Raw genomic sequence first — 19,770 nt, forward strand, 5'->3', positions numbered from 1 at the left:
TGCGGAAAGCATCGGCGAACCGTCGATGCTTTCCTTCTGCCTTACAGGCAGCAAGATAGGAGGAGAGAGAACGATGGCAAGCGCCCCGAAAGCCCATACATCCAAGACGACTGTGGTGATGACCGCACCGAAGTCTTCCTTTCTGAAACGGATGCGCAGCCAGAAGCAGTTGATGCTGATGTCGCTGCCTATGCTGCTTTACGTCTTTTTATTTTCCTACTACCCCCTTTGGGGCTGGACGCAAGCCTTTCAGAATTTCAAGCCGGCGTTGTCTTTTTCCCAGCAGGAATGGGTCGGCTTAAAGCAATTTAGATTTCTTTTCAGAGACGACACGTTTCTGCTCGTGCTTCGCAACACCATTGCAATGAGCTTCATCAATCTTGTGCTCGGCTTCGTCACGGCGATCGTGTTCGCCATTTTGCTTAATGAAATCAAGACCAGGCTGTATAAGCGAGCGATACAAACGATCTCTTATCTCCCGCACTTTCTATCATGGATAATCGTAACGGGCCTCGTTGCGAATGCGCTTTCCGTGGACGGCGGCATCATCAACGTCGTGCTCATGAAGCTCGGATTTATTCACGAACCGATCATGTGGCTCAGCAAACCTCACTACTTCTGGGGAATTGTCGGCGCTTCTCACGTGTGGAAGGAAATCGGATGGAATACGATTATTTACTTGGCGGCTATTACGTCCATCGATCCCTCTCTTTATGAGGCAGCTGAGATCGATGGAGCGAACCGATATCGTAAGATGCTTAATATCACGCTGCCGGGAATCAAATCGATCGTCATTATACTGGTGATCATGAATCTCGGATGGATTATGGACGCTGGATTCGAAGTGCAATACTTCCTGGGTAACGGCGTCGTCGTCGACTGGTCGCAGACCATCGATATATTCGTCCTGAAATACGGCATACAGATCGGCAACTATTCGCTGGCAACCGCCGCAGGCATCTTTAAGACCGTGGTCAGCGTAGCGCTGATTTTCGCTGCCAATACGACCGCGAAACGCTTCGGCGAAGATCGATTAATATGAGGAGGGCATACCGATGAAATCGAGAACGCACAGTCTGGAGCCGGTTGTCTTCAACACGTTCAACGCCATCGTCATGATTGCGCTTGGAATCGTCACGCTGTATCCGTTTCTGAATACAATTGCCGTCTCGTTTAACGCCGGTAACGATACGCTCCGCGGAGGCATCTATCTATGGCCTCGGATTTGGACTTGGCAAAACTACAACGCCGTATTCGCAGGCGGAACGATCTTTCACGCCTTCTGGGTATCGGTGGCAAGAACGCTCATCGCCACGGTGCTCAGCCTGTTTCTGACCTCGATGCTGGCGTATACGATTAGCCGCAAGGAATATGTGTTTCGCCAGCCGATAACGATCATCGTCGTCCTGACGATGTATTTCAATGCAGGACTTATACCGAACTACTTCTTGATCAAGGACTTGCATCTGCTCAATCATTTCGCGGTCTACGTCGTTCCGGGCTTGATCAGCGCCTTCAATATGATTGTTATTCGGACCTATATGCAGACGCTGCCGGAAGGGCTTATCGAATCGGCCAAGGTGGACGGAGCGGGAGACTTCCGGACGTTCTTCTCGATCATCCTGCCGCTGTGCCAGCCGGTTCTCGCTACCGTTGCGCTGTTCGTCGCAGTCGGCCAGTGGAATTCCTGGTTCGATACCTTCCTGTATGCGTCCTCCAAGCTGAACTTGAGCACGCTGCAGTACGAACTGATGAAGCTGCTGTCTTCCGCATCGCTTTCGAACAGCAACCCGTCGGTAGCCAACGGGAACAATCCGGCGGCGATCAACATGGTGACCCCGTTATCGATTCGGGCGTCCATTACGATCGTCGCATCCTTGCCGATTCTCGTCGTCTATCCGTTCCTGCAAAAGTATTTCGTACATGGCTTGCAGCTCGGCGGCGTGAAGGAGTAGCAGCCGCTTGTCCGTGCCGCTATCCGAATCAAGTAACGCCGTACAGCGTAAGAACCCGGTCAGCTGGCATTTGCTGGTTGGCCTTTTTTTTGCATAGAAAGGGGAAGTGAATACATGTATCTTGAAACGGCTCCATCTGGTTATGACCAATGCAGGGATGATGTTCCTCACGGAAAAATGGCAACGGTCGAATATGAATCCGGCACGGTCGGCTGCAAACGTAAATGCATGATCTACACGCCTCCCGGATACGCCGATGAAACGAAGTATAGCGTCTTGTATCTCTTGCACGGGATCGGAGGGGATGAGCTGGAATGGTATACGCATGCCGCTCCGCAGGTGATTCTGGATAATTTGCATGCGGAAGGCAAGCTCGCTCCTATGATCGTCGTTCTGCCGAACGGCCGTGCAATGCCGAATGACAGGGCGGAGGGAAACCTATTCGATGCCGATAAAATAAAAGCATTCGAGACGTTCGAATCGGATTTGATGAATGACTTGATCCCTTATGTGGAGTCGCGCTACCCGGTTCTAACGGGTTCGGAGAACCGGGCATTAGCCGGCCTATCCATGGGCGGCGGGCAATCCTTGAACATTGGATTGAAACATCTCCGTTCATTCGCATGGATCGGGGCATTCTCTGCCGCGCCGAATACGAAAGCGCCCGAGCTGCTTATCCCGCAGCCGGAGGAGACGACGGCAAACCTCAGGTTGCTGTGGTTGTCGTGCGGCATGTTGGATGAACTGAAACACGTGAGCGACAGAACGCATGCCTATCTGGCAGAGCTCCAGGTTCCTCACCTATGGTATGAAGAGAGCGGCGGGCATGATTGGCCGGTATGGAAAAATGATTTGTATCATTTCTCCCAGCTTATTTTTAAATAATTCGGAATCAATTCGCATCATTATTTCGATTATGAATCAGGAGGAAGTCAAAATGGAAGATACAGGAGTCAAGGTTGCAAGCGCTGTCGGTAAATTGCCGCCTCAAGGAAATCCGCTTGTCTCGCATAAGTTCGGGGCGGATCCGTACGCGCTCGTCTATGGAGACCGTGTCTACCTATACATGACGAACGACGTTCTCGAATATAACGCGGACGGAAGCGTGAAGGACAATACGTACGGCAATATCAATCAAATCGGGGTGATCTCGTCCGATGATTTGGCGAACTGGACGGACCATGGCGTCATTGCCGCAGCAGGTCCGTCAGGTGCGGCCCGATGGGCGACGCAATCCTGGGCGCCTGCCATCGCGCATAAGGCGATGGATGGAAAGGATAAGTTTTTCCTTTATTTCGCGAATAATGCGAGCGGTATCGGCGTCTTGGAGGGCGACAGCCCGACGGGACCTTGGAAGGACCCGATCGGCAAGGCGCTGATCTTAAGATCAACGCCAGGAGTCGAGGATGTCACATGGTTATTCGATCCGGCCGTATTCGTCGATGATGACGGCAAGGCTTATATCTACTTCGGCGGCGGCGTGCCGGAAGGCAAGGATGAAATGCCGAATACCGCGCGGGTGATGGAGCTCGGCGACGATATGACCAGCGTAGTAGGCGAAGCCAAGGTTATTCCTGCTCCATTCATGTTCGAAGATGCAGGAATCAACAAGCATAACGGCACTTACTACTATACTTATTGTTCGAACTTCTATGATGGCGTCCGTCCGGAAGGTAGTCCTCCGGCAGGAGAGATTGCCTATATGACCAGCGACAATCCGCTTGGCCCGTGGACATACCGGGGGACTATACTGAAGAACCCGGGCTATTTCTTCGGCGTGGGCGGCAATAACCACCATGTCATCTTCCGGTTTAAGGATGCTTGGTATATCGCCTATCATGCCCAAACCTTATCCCAAGCGATGGGCGTGGCGCAAGGCTATCGTTCCACCCATCTGAATCAGCTGACCTTCCGGGAGGCCGATCCGTCTATTCAAGAGATCACTGCGGATTACAAAGGCGTACCGCAGATTATAACGTTCAATCCGTATAATCGGGTGGAAGCGGCAACGATAGCATGGCAGTCAGGCATTGCAACGGAAGCTGCCGCATCCGGCGGAATGGCCGTTACGGATATCGACAGCGGTGACTGGATTGCGTTATCCAAGGTGGATTTCGGCAGTAAAGGAGCTTCGGCGTTTACGGCAACCTTGTCGGATGCTGGCGCGGCGAGCGTAATCGAACTGCGGCTGGATGCAGCGGACGGCAAGCTGGTAGGTAAATTGCAGGTTCCGGCAGCGGCAGCGGAATTGGCCGAATACCGCACCGAGGTAAGTGGTGCCGAAGGCGTCCATGATTTATATCTGGTATTTAAAGGGGAGCCCGAAACCAAGCTGTTCAAGCTATATGACTGGCAGTTCAGCGAATAAGCTCCATCGAGTGAAGTAGGAAGATCATGGCCCGTAAGAGCCGTGATCTTTTTTGCCGAAATGGATGAAACGGTGCGAAGAGAGGAGAACGTTCACATGAGCGGCACAAGGATTACGAACCCGATTCTATGGGCGGATGTACCGGATATCGACATTATCCGCGTGGAGTCATCCTTCTATATGGTCAGCACCAGCATGCATGCGATGCCGGGCTGTCCGATTATGAAGTCGGCGAACCTGCGGGATTGGGAAATTGTCAATTATGTGTTCGATACGCTTGAGGATAACGATGCCCATAATCTAGTAGACGGAAAGGGCATTTACGGCCAAGGCTCCTGGGCTTCCAGTCTCCGGTATCATAACGGCACCTTCTATGTTTGCTTCTCGTGTAACGACATGCAGCAATTCTATATATACCGGACGCAGGATATCGAGAATGGCCGGTGGGAGCGCAATGCGATCAAGGGTCTCCTTCATGATCCCGCCTTGTTGTTCGATGCAGGCCGCGTCTTCGTGTTCAGCGGGAACGGGGATATTCATATTACCGAACTAACGACTGATTTGAAGGCGATCCAACCGGAAGGCATCTGTCAACTGCTGTTCGAGGGAGAACGGGACGGAATCGGCCTGCGGATCGAGGGCTGCCATGCGTATAAGCTGAACGGCTATTATTATTTGTTTTTCATCGATTGGCCAAGAACGGGTAACGGACGCCGCAGACAGCTTTGTTACCGCTCGAAGGAGCTCCTGGGGCCATACGAGCACAAAGTGATCGTGGACGATGATCTGGGTTATCGCAATAAAGGCGTTGCGCAGGGCGGCATTGTCGATACGCCAGCCGGAGAATGGCATGCCTTCCTGTTCCAGGATCATGATGCGGTTGGGCGAATTCCATGCGTGCTGCCCATGATCTGGGAGAGTGGTTGGCCGGTACTTGGCGAAGGCGGCAAAGTGCCCGAGGCATTCGAAACGCAGCTGCCGGAATCGGCATCCAAGTCGATCGCGATTAGCGATGAATTCGAATATGCCGAGGACAAATTGGCTTTGAACTGGCAGTGGAATCACAATCCGGACAAGCAGTTATGGTCTGTAACAACTCGGCCGGGCTATTTGCGTTTGATGACCGGTCATCTCGCCAGCAGTGTCGTACATGCACGAAACACGCTGACGCAGAGGACGGAGGGACCCGTCTGCAGCGGTGCTGCGGTGCTGGAGTTGAACCATATGAGACCGGGGGATTATGCAGGTCTCGTCGCCTTGCAGAATGCGTATGGCACAGTGGGCATTCAAGTGAGTTATAGCGGCGAGCGTTACGTCGTGACGGGGATGAACCGCGGCGACGGCGGGATGGAGACCGTTGAGCGCGTCCCTTACGAGCATAGCAGCATTCAGGTGAAGATCGCGTTCGATTTTCGGGAGAGCCGAGATCTTGCTTCTTTCTTCTATTCGGTTGCCGGCGAGGAATGGACCGCAATCGGACGGCCGCTGCAGATGACATACACGCTGGATCATTTCATGGGGTATCGCATTGGCTTGTTTAACTATGCAGAGAAGGAAGCCGGAGGTTTCGTTGATTTCGATTACTTCCATTATATGAAAGCCTGACAACAAATCGGTGAACAAGGAAGGAAGAGGTGTTCGAGGTATGACAGAAAGACGGATACGAGCGGATCATTCGTTAGCGACAGCGTTTCAGAACGATTTTCTGATCGGCGCAGCCGTTAATTCGCGGACGATCATCAGCCAGAGCAGCCTGCTGCAGCAGCACTACAACAGCATCACGGCAGAGAATGAAATGAAGTTTGAAAGTCTTCATCCGGGAGAACAAAGGTATTCGTTCGAGCAAGCGGACCGCATTGCCCAATTTGCCCGCGAGAATGGCATGAAGCTGAGAGGTCACGCGTTAGTGTGGCACAATCAAACGCCGCAATGGGTGTTCGAGGACGGCAACGGAGGGCCGGCGGGACGCGAGCTGCTGCTATCGCGAATGAAGTCTCATATCGACACCGTCGTGAACCGGTACAAGGACACGATTTACTGCTGGGACGTTGTCAACGAAGCGGTGACCGATGAAGGAACGGAGCAGCTTCGTCCTTCGAAGTGGCTGCAGGGCATCGGGGAGGATTATATCGAGCTGGCGTTCCGGTCCGCTCATGAAGCGGATCCGAATGCGCTCTTATTCTATAATGATTACAATGAGTGCAACCCCCTCAAAAGAGAGAAAATTCATTCGCTCGTCAAAGCTCTGTTGGAGAAGGGCGCTCCTGTTCATGGAATCGGGCTTCAGGCGCATTGGAGCTTGTTGAATCCGTCTCTCGATCATATCAGGGAAGCAATCGAACGATATGCCTCGCTTGGCGTGAAGCTTCAAATTACGGAGATGGATGTGTCCATGTTCGAGTTCGCTGACAGACGCACCGATCTGACGGAGCCTACGGCAGAGATGCTTCGACTGCAGGAGGAGAGATACGAGCAGTTTTTTCGGTTGTTCCTGGAATATCGCGACGTGCTTGCAAGCGTTACCTTCTGGGGCGCGGCGGATGATTATACGTGGCTGGATTATTTTCCGGTTCGCGGGAGGAAGAATTGGCCGCTATTGTTCGACACGGAGCAGCGTCCGAAAGGGGCGGTTTCGGCTATTATTTCTTTGTAGTGGGGCGTACATAAAGGATATGCATACCCCCAAGAGCCTATATGGAGAGAGATCCAGTGATCCACTATGCGTTCATCACAACTGTCCGCGGATCAACAAAGAAGCCTTCCCCCGAGGATATAGGGGGAAGGCTTCTTTGCTGCAAGCTGCAATGTCTGTTCTTACATGAATTTATAAAGTCCGTAAATGATAACGGCTGCTTGAGCGCGGGTAGCGTTGCCGGCAGGGGCGAACGTCCCGTTCCCCATGCCGCTCACGATACCGGCTTGCTGCAATGCTTTAATTGCCGGTGCAGCATAATCCTTAATACTTGCATCGTCGGCAAACTTGATTTCATCAACGGTATTTTGCAGTTTGATATTGGCCTTGGCTGCAGCGCGATACAGCATAGCGGCCATTTCCTGCCTGCTGATTGCATCGTTGATGCCGTAAGATCCGTCCGCTTTCCCGCTCACGATACCGAGCTGTTGGGCCGAAGCGATGGCCCGATAATACCAAGCGCCTTCCTTCGCATCCGTAAAGGTGCTTGTTGCCGTGTCGCTGTTTAGATCCAGCGCATTCATCAGCATCTGGATGAACTCGGCTCTGGTAACCGGATGGTTCGGCGCGAAAGTTCCGGCAGCAACGCCGGCAACAATCCCCCGCGCTTCGAGAGCTTGGATGCTTTCCGCCGCCCACGGCACATTGTTCACGTCTTGGAATGCAGAAGCGTTGAACTTGGCGACGTATTTGCTGAAATGTTTCGGAGAAAATTCGATTTTCCCCGTCGCCGCGTCGTACTTCCCGTTTTTGACGATCTCCAGCTTGCCGTTATCAGCGATGTAATAGACGACGACATTGTTTGGATTTTCACCCGGCTTCAGGGTGTAATCCATGCTGACTTTAACGTCGTTTCCGGTAAAATTCGTTATTTTCGAGCCGTTGACGCTTAGGTTGAAATCATAGACGGTATTTCCGCCTACTTGGCTTCTTGCCGCGTCGGACAGCGAAGCCGGGTCTACGACGGCTACGGACAACTGAACGTTGCCGGTTCCGTTCGCATCGCTGTGCTTCAGCAAATTCGGATCGATTGTAACCGTGGCCAAACCGGTGTCGATCGCGATCGATTGGAGCTGATTCGACAGCGCTATCACTTGATCTGTCGGCAAGTTGACTTGCACTTCTTTAACGCCGGCAGCGAGCTGCACTTGAATCGTTACGGATTTGTCCGTTGATTGGCTGACTCCTTGCTGGAAATCGCTCGAACCGATGGTTACGGAAGCCGTACCGTTGCTGTCCGGCTGAGCTTTTGCAACGATATGATTCTTATCAACGGTGTTGCTAGATCCTTGCGACGTCGTATCGCTGCCAGGCGGTGTAGCGGTCGACCCCGATGGCGGTGAAGTGGTCGAACCTGCGGCCGCAAGTTCCAACGTGCCAATCTGGAATAGATCCTGATAAGCCGTTCCGGTAGCGTCGTTCCAAGCGAACGCGCCAATGCGCGCGCCGGCTTTCGCATCGTTCACCTGCACGTCAAAGCCGATCTGGGTGCCAATCGCAGGCGTGATCTGGATAAACGGAATCTTCATCTCGACGATGTAGGCGTTCGTCGTCTCGTCGTACGTCGTCGCAGAAGTCATCGTCGTCGCTTTGCCCTGATTATCCGTCATGCCTGCGTCAACCGTCGCAAAGCCGTCATACCGAACGCGGTAATGCCCGGAAGCGTTCGAGTACATGGCGCTGGAGCCGTTCGTCAGGTCGGCAACCACTTCGACTGAATCCTGCTCCCAGGGGTTCGCGTTCCCCTTGTCCAGCGGTTCGGACGGATCTTTGGTCACTTGCGCGAGTACGTACAGGTTCCCGTTGTCCCACAACATGCGTGCGGTAGCGGCCGGCATGTGCGTATCCGCCTTCGTGTTGCCTGCCTGCGCGACATTGATAGCGACAGGCGTTGCCGTCTTCCAAACGTTGTCTACTTTGCCGTCGATGTTCGGCGTTCCCTTCGCGGCTTTTGAAGTTTTGCCTCCGGCGGGCTTTGTCGGAGCATGGTAATTCGCCAGGTATCCGGCCGGGTCGATCACGGCGTAGAACGCGTCTTTCGGATACAAGCTGCCGTCGAACAGCAGCGGGCTGCCTGAAGACAACCAGCTGTTGGTGTCTGTCAGCCCCCAGAGCGTGATGCGCTGCACGGTGTCCTTGAAGGCGGGATCGGTATACACTTGCATCAAACGCGCGTACTGTGCGCCTTGGGCTTGTGCCTGCTCGGTCGTCTGCTGTCCGTTCGTGCCGGCGGAGATGTCCAGCTCGCTGATCGAGACTTTGACGCCAATATCCTTGAACATCTGAATCGTCTTTTTCTCATTGTTTGGGTTGGTGCCGAGGCCGTTATGCTCTTGCATGCCGACGCCTTGTATGAGTTGCTTGCCTGGGTGATCCAACGCCCAGCGGTCATTAATGTCTTTCACCATGTCGCGAACTGCCGCGGCCTTATTCTGGTCGTCCATGCTGTAATCGTTGTAGTACAATAAGACGTTGTAATTCGGCTCTGCTGCACGGGCATCCTTGAACGCCTGTTCGACGTAGTTGGCGTCCGTTGCCTTCAACCACGGGGTTGATTTCAGGTAGCTGTGCCAGTCCGTCGGACTAAGAGAGCTGTCGCGGACGGAGCCCGCCATCGCTTCGTTGACGACGTCCCATGAGATGATGTTCTGCGTGCTTGCGTTGAACTTGCCGTCAAAATGCGTGAGCACCGCGTTAATATAGGCGTTCATGTTCGCATACGCCTGGTCTGCGGTCAGTCCCGGGTTGGACGGAGTCGAGTCGGAGTCGGAGGTCTTATCGTTGTTCAGCCACGGAATCGATTGCCCTTCCCAGACGAGCGTATGTCCATGGATTTTCAGGCCATTGTCGATCGCGCTCTGAAGCTCCGTGTCCGCTTCGTTATAGCTCAGATCCGCAACCTTATGCGTAGCGGCGCTGGTGCCGATCAGCGAAGCCGGCTTCATCGCGTTCTCGGGCGTCACGACGCCGAACTGGGCTTTCAGGACAGGCATGATCGGGTCTTGCATGTAATAGGGGCCTATGATGCTGCCCATCAAATAATCCGGGTAATTGGCCTTAATGCTCGGCAAGTCGAGTACGTCCGGGTTAATCGTTGGTTTTGTTGCAGCGCTGACACTATTAACGGCAGTCAATGCAGCATCCGCGCTTGCTATGAATCCGTCAGCCGTCTGATCGTCAAAGTCGGCCTTGTAAACGACGGCATCGTTGGCGTCTTTAACGACGAAGTTGTCCATGTAATAGGTGATATTCTTTGCATCCGTAGCTCCGTTGTCGCCGGTTTTGACAAACTGGACATAGGAGCCGCTTGCAGCCGTATACGTATACGTCTCGGAATAGGAAGTCCAAGCCGGGCTTGCCGCGCTTAGAGCGCCCGAGTTTTTAATCCAGTCGTAGCCGCTCGTTTGCAGAAGAAGGCCTGCTACGTCTTGGTCGGGCGTATACAAGTCATAGGAGAAGGTGTAGGCTTTGCCGGCCTCCAGGTTCAAACCGCTTGCCCCCGTGGCAATTTGCGCGCCATCCCATTGATGCCCGCCCGTGGTTTGAACCTTTAAGTAATAATTGGTTGCTGCCGCAGTCAAAGCGGCATCCCCGCATTGTATAAACCCGTCAGCCGTTTGGTCGTCAAAGTCGGCCCTGTAAACGACGGTATCGTTGGCGTCTTTAACAACGAAGTTGTCCATGTAATAGGTGATATTCTTTACATCCGTAGCTCCGTTGTCGCCGGTTTTAACGATCTGAACATAGGAGCCGCTTGCAGCCGTATACGTATACGGCTCGGAATAGGAAGTCCAAGCCGGGCTTGCCGCGCTTAAAGCGCCCGAGTTTTTAATCCAGTCGTAGCCGCTCGTTTGCAGAAGAAGGCCTGCTACGTCTTGGTCGGGCGTATACAAGTCATAGGAGAAGGTGTAGGTTTTGCCGACCTCCAGGTTCAAGCCGCTTGCCCCCGTGGCAATTTGCGCGCCATCCCATTGATGCCCGCCCGTGGTTTGAATTTTCAGAGCGTAATTTCCATGCGTACCGGAGGAATTATCCGCCGCGCTCGCCTTCTGCATGATTCCAATCTGCGGCAAACACAATGCAACCGCGAACACGATCATCCAAATCTGCTTAATCCGTTTGCTCATCGCGTTATTTCCCCTCCAAAAATAGGATAAAGCCTCTCGGTAAAGCGCTTACAATTGAATGAAAAAAAGGGAAACCTCCTTCCGAAAGTATACATAACGTCACGAACAGGTCCTCCTCTCGGGAAATTCAACTTCATGATAATGGAAATGTAAGCGGTTTACACTATGCAAACTATAGAAGGAACCACTGCAATCTATAGCTTAATGGCGCAACCGAGCCAAGTGCAGCGATTCTTTTCTTGCGCGTTTATGATTTGCATCTCGAATACAAACTGATAAAGTGAAATCAAGTCATATGTATCTTTAGGAGAATGAACATGGAAGAATATTTTGAACCCGGTAACGACGATCTTTGTGTCGAGTTGCATGCAATGTCCAATCTTCATTTTTCCTTCCAGATTTACGGTATTCATTGGCGAAGCGTCTTGCAAGGCTGGTCTTACGGAGAACACGAGCACCCGCTGTTGGAACTTAATCTGGTGCTTAAGGGTACCCAAGTGACGCGGGTTGAAGACAAGGAATACGTGCAGGGACCCGGAGACTTGCTGCTTATACCGCCAGGGCGGAGGCATGCCAGCAGGTCCGAAGGGAACGAGAGCATGACTTTTTTCTGCCTACATTTGAATATTGACGATCACTTCATCATGGAGCCCTTTTATCATTTAACGGACATTCTGAATATCAAAAATTCCGGGCCGACCATGCGGATTCGACCGCTCCTGGACAAATTTATAGAAGAAGCTTCACGCCCGTCGGGCCTCTCCGCTTCATATCATCGAGTCGAGATCAAAGCCGCTGCCCTAAGCCTGATCGCGGCTCTAAGCGAGATGTTCATGCAAGACGGAAGCAGCTTCGCGAACAGGGAGTTTAGCGATGCGGAAAGGAGAACCATGCTGGGAGCGGTGAGGATGAGGGAGCAGACGTTGATGGAAAAACGTGTTCAGGATCTGTTCTACGGAACGCTTGGCGCGGGGGCGTCCAAAATCTACGAAGCGCTGCTCCCATCGTATCGCTGGATCAGCGTCTGTTCGATCTCCAGGCAGGATAACCTTCACTGGGATAATAAGCATCGGGCTTCCGCCGGGTCACTGTTGGAGGAAGTCTTGTCCTCCTTGGGCTCGGTCGTGCTTGTCGATGATTTATTGATGACGGCCGTCGTGTTCTCCAACCAAGTATCGGTCCCGCCTGTCGAGCAGAAGATGTTGGAAGCGGAGAAGCGTCTGCAAAAGAACGTGGACCCTAATCTCCGTTTGGGCTTCGGCGGCATAGCCTCGGACTTGCGAGAGGTCGGCTCCATGTACGAGCAGAGCCTGATGGCGTTCTCGGCCGATTCCATGGATACGACTTCGGGATCTCGAACGATCGAGTTCGTGAATCGCACTATACGGCTCGCGATGAACCGGCTCGAAACCGAGTACGCGAACAAGGATTTCTCGCTGGGCTTGCTGGCCGAGTCGCTCGATGTCTCTCCCAATTATTTAAGCGCGTTGTTCACGACGGAGACAGGCATGACCTTCACGCAGCATCTGGCCCGAATTCGGATGGAGCACGCGAAACGGCTCTTGAACGAAACGGGGTTGAAAATTTACCAAATATGCAAAGAGGTCGGGTATTCGGATCAAGCCTACTTCAGTCGGCTCTTTAAATCAGCGGAAGGAAGGAGTCCTTTCGATTACCGAAAGCATTCTAGAATTCCGGGGGGCAACAACTAAATATAGACGGGGCTTCATGATCGGGGCGTCAAACCGGTTTCAGATAAACACGCGGAGGTTAATATGTCTTAATTTGCATTGAATGGGTAATGGAGGGTACTTCATGTATCGCGTCAATCTTGATCAGAATTCATTTACCGGGCAAGTATTCAAGTATGCTTCCTTCGGCATCGCATTGTTGGCTCCCGATGGATTGATTCTCACCGTTAACGATGCGTTCGAACGGTTTTTAGGCTATAGCAAGCACGAATTGGAAGGCATGCGCTTCGGGGACTTCTCGCTTTCGGACGATCCGGTCGCCTGCATCGACGACGTCAGGAATCTCATGAGCGACACGAACGAAGCGGAGATGGAGAAGCGCTACGTCAGGCGAGACGGCGCGGTGATCTGGGGCTATCTATCGATTCGGTTATTCCGTAACGACGAGGGAGATGCGCTTTACTACATTGCGCAAATCATGGATATTTCCAAACAGAAGGAATCCGAGCGGCGGCTGCAAGAAACCGTAGAACGGTATACATCGCTGAAAAAGTATAACCACGATGCCGTCATTTCGTTTGATCTGCAAGGAAACATCATTAATGCAAACGCGGTCGCCGAGAAAATGACCGGCTACGGCATCGAGGCGGATTTGATCGGGATGGCGCTTGCCAATCTCATCGGGCAGGCTAATGTGGATCGCATCCTGGCAAAAGCGCTGCATGACGATACGGTCGAACTGGAGATCGACGCCGTCGTCACCAAGAGCGGCGAAACGATCGAAGTGCTCACCAGCATCGCTCCGATCTTTGTCCATAAGCAGAATATCGGCTTCTATCTCATCTGCAAGGACATTTCGGAGCAAAAAAAACTGGTGTACGCCAAAGAGTCGGCAGAGGCGACGAACAAAGCCAAAAGCGAGTTTCTGGCCATGATGAGCCACGAAATCCGAACGCCGATGAACGGCGTGATCGGCATGACCGATCTCCTGCTCGATTCGGATTTGGATGAGGAACATAAGGCTTACGTGGAGATTATCCGCAAGAGCGGGGAGGCGCTGCTGTCCATTATCAATGATATTCTCGACCTGTCGAAGATCGAAGCGGGCGTAACCGAATTGCAGGAAGCGACGTTCGACCTGCGGTTATGCTTCAAAGACAGCCTGTCCGTCGTTTCTTCGATGGCGGAGGACAAGAATCTGGAGCTGTCCTATACGATTAATCACGACGTGCCCGAATATATCTCCGGCGATGTCGAACGGCTGAGACAGGTGCTGCTTAATTTGCTCAGCAATGCCGTCAAGTTTACGTCGAGCGGGAAGGTCGCGGTAATCGTCAAGAAGACAGCGGGACAACATCCGTTGCTGGCGTTTACCGTTACGGATACGGGAATCGGCATTCCGCAAGCCCGGCTCGAGGAAATTTTCGAGCCGTTCGCTCAGCTTGACAGTTTTATGTCGCGAAAGCACGAAGGGACGGGGCTGGGTTTATCCATTAGCAGAAAAATTGTCGGGATGATGGGCGGGGAAATATGGGCCGAAAGCGACGGGATGTCCGGATCGGCTCTTCACTTCACGATTCAGTATCATGAAGCGACGTTCGATTCCGCGGATTCGCTGCCGGCTACCCCTGCTATCGCGGGCCGGGCAAATATTCTAATAGCGGAAGACGATGCGATCAATACATTGGTGCTGCAGAAAATGCTGGAGAAAATGGGACATCGGGTATCGGTGGCCGTGAACGGCGAGGAAGTGATCGAAGCCGCCCTTCGGGAACCGTACGATTTGATATTCATGGATGTCCACATGCCCATTGTGAATGGATTGGAAGCAACGCGAACCATCAAGGAACGGTTGTCGCCGGACAAGTGTCCGCGAATCGTAGCCGTGACCGCTAATGCGTTGAAAGGGGATCGGGAGGATTGCTTGGCGGCAGGCATGGACGATTACATCACCAAGCCTATCAATGCCCGAGTCCTGGAGATGTTTTTTCGCAATCTTGTCTAGGACATTTTCCTAATCATTTCCTGAAACATAGCGGAACAGGGATACTCTCGTCTCTGTTCCGCTATTTGTATTGCCTATCGAAGAAAAGCCAACCGCACCGTTGTTAAGGAAGTTTTAAGAATCGGTTCATAAAATCTACAGCTATGCGGGTTAAAGTAAAGGCAGGCTTTCCGATAAGGAGTGATGACGATGGAATTCGATCGACAGGAGTTAGCGAGAGCATGCCAAGATCTTATCGATTCGATCGACAAGACGGACATTAACGATGCGCTCCCGGCATTCACGAGACAATTAGGCGTTTTGGGGCAGCGGTACCATTTGACGGCCGACGAGGTCTTGAGAAACTATATGGAATACAAGTCTCCGTCAAATTCAATCGGCGAGTCTTCCTGAACAAGGCCGCTGGAATGCATATAAATAGCCCGTTAGAACGGAACGCAAAAAAACGGCTGCCGATCCATGACGTGGATGGCAGTCGTTTTCGCGATCATGACAGGGGTTCAACCCGTTGCGTCAAGAGGCCGCATATCCGTATTGGCATATCCTGATTTCTATTTTCTTTCATTTTCGGTTGCCCCTATTATTAACAATTCCAATTCATTACCGACAATTAGTCTTGCTGTGATTCCAATTCGTTAAGGATTGACGCCCCTTCGATGTCTACGTTTGGTAAGATACGCTTCAGCCATTGCGGCAAATGCCAAGATGATCGGCCTAATAAGGTCATAATTGCCGGAACGAGCGTCATTCGTACAACGAAAGCATCAATGAGTACGCCTAACGTGAGCGATAGTCCGATCGCTTTGATTGTCGGATCCGGCGCTAAAATAAAGCCGCCGAAAACAAAGATCATGATGAGTCCCGCTGCGGTTACGACCCGTCCGCTATGGCCGAGTCCCGACACGACCGATGGCCGCGCTTGGCCGGTGCGCGTATATTCTTCCCGCATTCGCGAGACGAGGAAGACCTCGTAATCCATCGCAAGTCCGAACAGAACGCCGGTAAGCAGCATAGGCAGGAAGTTTACGATGGGGCCTTCGGCTGCAACGTCGAACAAGTTGGCCAAGTGGCCGTATTGGAAGACCGAGACAACAACGCCTAGTGACGCGAGCAGCGACAGCAAGAAGCCGAGAACCGCTTTAACAGGCACGAGTACCGAGCGGAATACGAGCAGCAGCAAGATGAACGCGAGTCCGATGATGATCGATCCGAAGAGCGGGAAGGCTTCGCTCATATGTTCGGACATGTCGATATTAATGGCGGTAGCGCCTGTTACCATCACTTGGATCGGAGCTTGGGATGCGAGCTGTTTGCCGCGTTCCCTTATCGATTTCACCAAGTCGTGCGTGTGATCATCATTAGGTCCCGTCGTCGGCGTCACGCTGACGATAGCCAAGTTACCGGCTTCGTTAAGCATGGGCGGTGAAACGGCAGCGACGTTGTCCATCGTCCCAAGGTCGCCCGCAATCTTAGAGGCGGCTTCTTTCACCTGTTCCCCGCTCGTGGATCGAATGGCAATGGCCAGCGGGCCGTTGAATCCGGGGCCGAAGCCTTCGGACAACAGATCGTAACCGCGTCGTACGGAAGTATCGGTCGGGCTCATGCCGTCGTCCGGCAAGCCGAGCTTCATGTTTAGCGCAGGCAATGCAAGCGCGCTAAGCCCGATGATGCCGGCGACGAGAATCGGGATCGGAAACTTCGCTATGAATTGTCCCCAGCGATAGGCGAACGGTTTGCTCTTCCGGGTATGCGGCTTGCGGTTGTTGCGGCGTCGTGAGCCTACGCGATTGCCGGCGAGCGACAAGATGGCCGGAATTAACGTGATGGCAATCAGCACCGAGATGAACACGGTGAACGATGCGGCCAAGCCCATGACGCTAAAGTAGGGAATGTTGACGACCGTGAAGGAAGCAAGTGCGATCATGACCGTTAGGCCTGCAAAAATAACGGCGCTTCCTGCGGTCGCTGTCGCAAGCGCGATGGATGCCTTGATTTCCATGCCGCTCTCCAGCTGCTGGCGATGACGAGAAATAATAAAGAGCGAGTAGTCGATACCAACGGCCAAACCTAGCATCAAGGCTAGTATCGTGCCATCGGAATTGATGTCAAAGAAGTTGGCGCCATAATTAACGCCCATGACGCCGATGCCAACGCCGACGAGCGCCGATATAATCGGCAGCCCCGCCACGCGGACAGAGCGGAACGTAACGACGAGGATCAGGAAGGCGATTAGAATGCCAACTACTTCAGAAGCGCCAGCGCCCGACTGTTCAATAACGTCGACAGAACCCCCTACCTCGGTTTGAATACCAACATCGCGAGTGAGTGCCAGACTTTGAAGAAGATGGGTTTTGGAAGCTGCAGACACTTCTTCCGCGGCAGCTTGGTAGGTGATATCGGCGTACCCGATTCGTTTGTCTGCGCTTAATGCCCCGGACTCGTAGGGACTCACGATGCTGATAATCGCTTTATCCTTGGCTGCTTCATCCAGCATCTTGGCAACAGCCTGCTGCGTTGTCTGGTCTGTTAATTGCTTGCCCTCAGGCATGGCGAAGATAAGTCGGACGTCGCCGCCGTTCGCCTGCGGAAACTCTTTGCTTAATAAGTCTAGTGCCTTCTGGGAGTCCGTTCCCGGAATGGAGAGGGATTCGCTGACCGGACCTGCAAATATCGTGCCTAAGCAGATGGCCGCGACGAGAATGACGGTCCATAATCCGATGATGAAACGGGCTCGCCGTGCGGACCAGAGGCCCAGCCGATATAAATATTTTGCCATGATAACATCCTGCTTTCTATAAATGCTCATCTACTATCTTGCTGGATAATACGGACTGTCGAAAGATTCAAACTTTACTTGCAGCTTCATCATAGCAGGCTCGTAAGCTGGCTAAACCGGGCCTCCGCCCCAAACGCCGCTGGACAAAAGACTGGGGCAGCACTCATTTCGATCCCTCGTTCTTATGCAGCAGATGTCTGATGATCAGCGTTGTTCCGTATAGAATTAATCCGGCGGCTACAAGCACGCTTCCGTTTTTGGGTTTCAAAATCCATTCACGCAGGTCAGGGAATAGGGTCACGACGATAACAAGCAGTCCCGCCGCTACGATCCCAATGCCGATCCATAACGACGAGGATACTGTTCGTTCCCGTTCGATTTCTTCAAACATCGAGGTTGGATTCGTCCATATCGGACTTTCCTGCAAATCAAGATTCTTATTCACCCATGCAGCTTTCTGCAAGGCGTCGAACAGTTGATAGAACCATATCGTAGCAAGGGCGAACGGGAAAACCATGGGAAACGCAGGAATCAAGCTGATGCAGGCAAAAGAAGCGATCATGAACTTCAATCCCAGTTGATTAAAGCCCAAATAATAATGACCCAGCCCCGGAACGAGGGACAAAACAAACGTGATGCTCATTCTCATTTTTTTGCGATCCATAGTGGACACACTCCTTTGTCTTACGAGTTGCCTGATACGCTGTGCAGCATCGCGGATATCGATTGCGCGAATTGTTCGTTAATCATTCCGATATGGGATACGGCAGCATCGAAAAATTCCGCTCCATTGTAGATGAACACAAGCAGCGCGCAGGCGGATGCCAAGGCCATCTTCAACAATGGATTGAAGCGATTATGCGGCCGATAGGGACTGGGTCTACGATTGATCATCGCCATGACAGCAGGAGTCAAATCTTCTTCAAGTGCCGGAAGAGCAGGGTCGTTCCATATGCGTTCCAGTTCCAGCACATCCTGATACCATGCTCTGCACGCTTCGCATTCCTCTAAATGCGCTTTGATTTCCTCCATATTGATCGGATGTAACGATCGATCTGCATACGATGCGATGTTCATCTGTACGGAATCGCATTTCATCGGAATCGCTCCTTTTTCTTGCGAAGAATTTGTTTGGCCCGGTACAACTGGGATTCGATCGTTTTTGCTGCCGCCCCCGTCCGTTCGGCGATTTCTCTATAGGACAGTCCGCGGAAAAAGTACAAATAGACGACAGACTTATAAGGTTCCTTCAGCTCTCGTACGAGCTGCATCAGTTCCGATCTCATCTCCTTGTCCAAGAGGAGTTTCTCGGGCGTCTCTTCGTTTACGGAATCCGATGCCGGATCGGCGTCTGCGACACGGTGCTTCCATTCGCGCTGATTCGCCTTCTTCCAGTCCAAGCACGTCCGAACCGCGATACGATACAACCACGTTCCGAATGCCGCATCCTTCCTATAGGAGGACAAGGCGTAGAACGCTTTGGTCAATACGACATGGGCCAGCTCTTTAGCCGATTCTTCATCTCTGGTTACCCTCAGACATACATGAAAAACGTTGCTCTGGTATTCACTGACAAGGTAAGCATAGGATTCATGCCTGCCGGAAAGTACATCATCAATCCATTTTGCTTCCTTCAGAACACTCCCCCCTTGCAGTCTCCATATCGTTAGACGACGGTCATGAAATATACCCTGCAAGTTTTTATTAAAGGGGTTTATCGGTAAAACAAGAAGCGGGCGTAAGAAGGAGAAGAAGGAAGAGAAGAAGGAGGGAGAGGTGGAGGAGGCGAAAATAGGCGGACGCCCTGTAAGCACGTAAACACATAAGCACGTAAGCACGTGAAAAAGCACCGCCGCTGCAAGCTTGGCGATGCTGCTAAGGGTTAGCTTTGAATTAATTGCCGGAGCGCCCGTACCAATAACCCGGGGGGCCGGCGCGGCGGGCGGGGCTCCGGACCAGGCGCGGGACCGGTGCGATTAATAGCTGCATGCCGCCTGGAATTGACGGGCTTCTCCAAGGAGAGCTAAGGAGAGTTTCATGCTCTCCTTTTTTGTCTGCCTATTTGCCCGGTCAGGCTGCATCGCGCAACGCGCAAACTAAAAAACATGAATTTGTTAATAATATGTAGGACAACGTAATAGCTAAACGACGAGATA

Annotated in this window: 14 protein-coding genes and 1 pseudogene; 10 read left to right on the top strand and 5 right to left on the bottom strand. The window is 52.5% G+C overall.

What is annotated here, in order from left to right; genetic code table 11:
- The first annotated feature begins 118 nt into the window (after positions 1-118).
- From GZH47_RS24300 to GZH47_RS24325, 6 genes are all read left to right on the top strand, one after another.
- Complete coding sequence (locus GZH47_RS24300; RefSeq protein ID WP_225446573.1) at positions 119-1,042, top strand: ABC transporter permease; 924 nt, start codon at positions 119-121, stop codon at positions 1,040-1,042.
- Between the two features lie 13 nt (positions 1,043-1,055).
- Complete coding sequence (locus GZH47_RS24305; protein WP_162643608.1) at positions 1,056-1,955, top strand: carbohydrate ABC transporter permease; 900 nt, start codon at positions 1,056-1,058, stop codon at positions 1,953-1,955.
- A 114-nt stretch (positions 1,956-2,069) separates the two neighbouring features.
- Positions 2,070-2,840 (top strand): alpha/beta hydrolase, encoded by a 771-nt coding sequence (locus GZH47_RS24310; protein WP_162643609.1) that lies wholly within the window; start codon positions 2,070-2,072, stop codon positions 2,838-2,840.
- A gap of 52 nt (positions 2,841-2,892) precedes the next feature.
- Positions 2,893-4,323 (top strand): glycoside hydrolase family 43 protein, encoded by a 1,431-nt coding sequence (locus tag GZH47_RS24315; RefSeq protein ID WP_225446188.1) that lies wholly within the window; start codon positions 2,893-2,895, stop codon positions 4,321-4,323.
- 96 nt (positions 4,324-4,419) lie between these two features.
- A complete protein-coding gene (locus tag GZH47_RS24320) occupies positions 4,420-5,928 on the top strand; it encodes a glycoside hydrolase family 43 protein (RefSeq protein ID WP_162643611.1) in 1,509 nt (502 codons plus the stop codon).
- Positions 5,929-5,968: 40 nt separating this feature from the next.
- Positions 5,969-6,976 carry an endo-1,4-beta-xylanase gene (locus GZH47_RS24325; protein ID WP_162643612.1) on the top strand — a complete coding sequence of 336 codons (1,008 nt, stop codon included), beginning with the start codon at positions 5,969-5,971 and terminating at the stop codon, positions 6,974-6,976.
- Positions 6,977-7,137: 161 nt separating this feature from the next.
- Here GZH47_RS24325 and GZH47_RS24330 read toward each other — a convergent pair whose 3' ends face one another.
- Complete coding sequence (locus GZH47_RS24330; protein WP_162643613.1) at positions 7,138-11,142, bottom strand: endo-1,4-beta-xylanase; 4,005 nt, start codon at positions 11,140-11,142, stop codon at positions 7,138-7,140.
- A 371-nt stretch (positions 11,143-11,513) separates the two neighbouring features.
- Here GZH47_RS24330 and GZH47_RS34685 point away from each other — a divergent pair.
- From GZH47_RS34685 to GZH47_RS24345, 4 genes and pseudogenes are all read left to right on the top strand, one after another.
- Positions 11,514-11,759, top strand: a pseudogene (locus tag GZH47_RS34685) (AraC family ligand binding domain-containing protein); the annotation flags it as partial.
- A 309-nt stretch (positions 11,760-12,068) separates the two neighbouring features.
- Positions 12,069-12,854, top strand: coding sequence for a helix-turn-helix domain-containing protein (locus GZH47_RS34220; RefSeq protein WP_225446574.1), 786 nt, complete (start codon positions 12,069-12,071; stop codon positions 12,852-12,854).
- 103 nt (positions 12,855-12,957) lie between these two features.
- The gene (locus GZH47_RS24340) at positions 12,958-14,838 is read left to right on the top strand and encodes a PAS domain S-box protein (RefSeq protein WP_162643615.1); all 1,881 of its coding nucleotides are present in this window, start codon (positions 12,958-12,960) and stop codon (positions 14,836-14,838) included.
- A 189-nt stretch (positions 14,839-15,027) separates the two neighbouring features.
- On the top strand, positions 15,028-15,231 hold the full coding sequence (locus GZH47_RS24345; RefSeq protein WP_162643616.1) for a hypothetical protein: 204 nt from the start codon (positions 15,028-15,030) through the stop codon (positions 15,229-15,231).
- 217 nt (positions 15,232-15,448) lie between these two features.
- Here GZH47_RS24345 and GZH47_RS24350 read toward each other — a convergent pair whose 3' ends face one another.
- The 4 genes from GZH47_RS24350 to GZH47_RS24365 all read right to left on the bottom strand — a co-directional run bounded on the left by GZH47_RS24350 (position 15,449) and on the right by GZH47_RS24365 (position 19,464).
- Positions 15,449-17,614 (bottom strand): MMPL family transporter, encoded by a 2,166-nt coding sequence (locus tag GZH47_RS24350; protein ID WP_162643617.1) that lies wholly within the window; start codon positions 17,612-17,614, stop codon positions 15,449-15,451.
- Positions 17,615-17,777: 163 nt separating this feature from the next.
- A complete protein-coding gene (locus GZH47_RS24355) occupies positions 17,778-18,278 on the bottom strand; it encodes a hypothetical protein (RefSeq protein ID WP_162643618.1) in 501 nt (166 codons plus the stop codon).
- A gap of 20 nt (positions 18,279-18,298) precedes the next feature.
- On the bottom strand, positions 18,299-18,712 hold the full coding sequence (locus GZH47_RS24360; protein ID WP_162643619.1) for a zf-HC2 domain-containing protein: 414 nt from the start codon (positions 18,710-18,712) through the stop codon (positions 18,299-18,301).
- Positions 18,709-19,464 (bottom strand): RNA polymerase sigma factor, encoded by a 756-nt coding sequence (locus GZH47_RS24365; RefSeq protein WP_318653382.1) that lies wholly within the window; start codon positions 19,462-19,464, stop codon positions 18,709-18,711. The genes GZH47_RS24360 and GZH47_RS24365 overlap by 4 nt, the downstream gene beginning before the upstream one ends.
- Positions 19,465-19,770: the final 306 nt, after the last annotated feature.

This window comes from Paenibacillus rhizovicinus (genome assembly GCF_010365285.1).
GTDB lineage: Bacteria > Bacillota > Bacilli > Paenibacillales > Paenibacillaceae > Paenibacillus_Z > Paenibacillus_Z rhizovicinus.

What these genes read in the sequence shown, in the direction of transcription:
- GZH47_RS24300 (WP_225446573.1), top strand. Translation starts at nt 119, where the DNA reads ATGACCGCACCGAAGTCTTCCTTTCTGAAACGGATGCGCAGCCAGAAG.
- GZH47_RS24305 (WP_162643608.1), top strand. Translation starts at nt 1,056, where the DNA reads ATGAAATCGAGAACGCACAGTCTGGAGCCGGTTGTCTTCAACACGTTC.
- GZH47_RS24310 (WP_162643609.1), top strand. Translation starts at nt 2,070, where the DNA reads ATGTATCTTGAAACGGCTCCATCTGGTTATGACCAATGCAGGGATGAT.
- GZH47_RS24315 (WP_225446188.1), top strand. Translation starts at nt 2,893, where the DNA reads ATGGAAGATACAGGAGTCAAGGTTGCAAGCGCTGTCGGTAAATTGCCG.
- GZH47_RS24320 (WP_162643611.1), top strand. Translation starts at nt 4,420, where the DNA reads ATGAGCGGCACAAGGATTACGAACCCGATTCTATGGGCGGATGTACCG.
- GZH47_RS24325 (WP_162643612.1), top strand. Translation starts at nt 5,969, where the DNA reads ATGACAGAAAGACGGATACGAGCGGATCATTCGTTAGCGACAGCGTTT.
- GZH47_RS24330 (WP_162643613.1), bottom strand. Translation starts at nt 11,142, where the DNA reads ATGAGCAAACGGATTAAGCAGATTTGGATGATCGTGTTCGCGGTTGCA.
- GZH47_RS34220 (WP_225446574.1), top strand. Translation starts at nt 12,069, where the DNA reads ATGGAAAAACGTGTTCAGGATCTGTTCTACGGAACGCTTGGCGCGGGG.
- GZH47_RS24340 (WP_162643615.1), top strand. Translation starts at nt 12,958, where the DNA reads ATGTATCGCGTCAATCTTGATCAGAATTCATTTACCGGGCAAGTATTC.
- GZH47_RS24345 (WP_162643616.1), top strand. Translation starts at nt 15,028, where the DNA reads ATGGAATTCGATCGACAGGAGTTAGCGAGAGCATGCCAAGATCTTATC.
- GZH47_RS24350 (WP_162643617.1), bottom strand. Translation starts at nt 17,614, where the DNA reads ATGGCAAAATATTTATATCGGCTGGGCCTCTGGTCCGCACGGCGAGCC.
- GZH47_RS24355 (WP_162643618.1), bottom strand. Translation starts at nt 18,278, where the DNA reads ATGGATCGCAAAAAAATGAGAATGAGCATCACGTTTGTTTTGTCCCTC.
- GZH47_RS24360 (WP_162643619.1), bottom strand. Translation starts at nt 18,712, where the DNA reads ATGAAATGCGATTCCGTACAGATGAACATCGCATCGTATGCAGATCGA.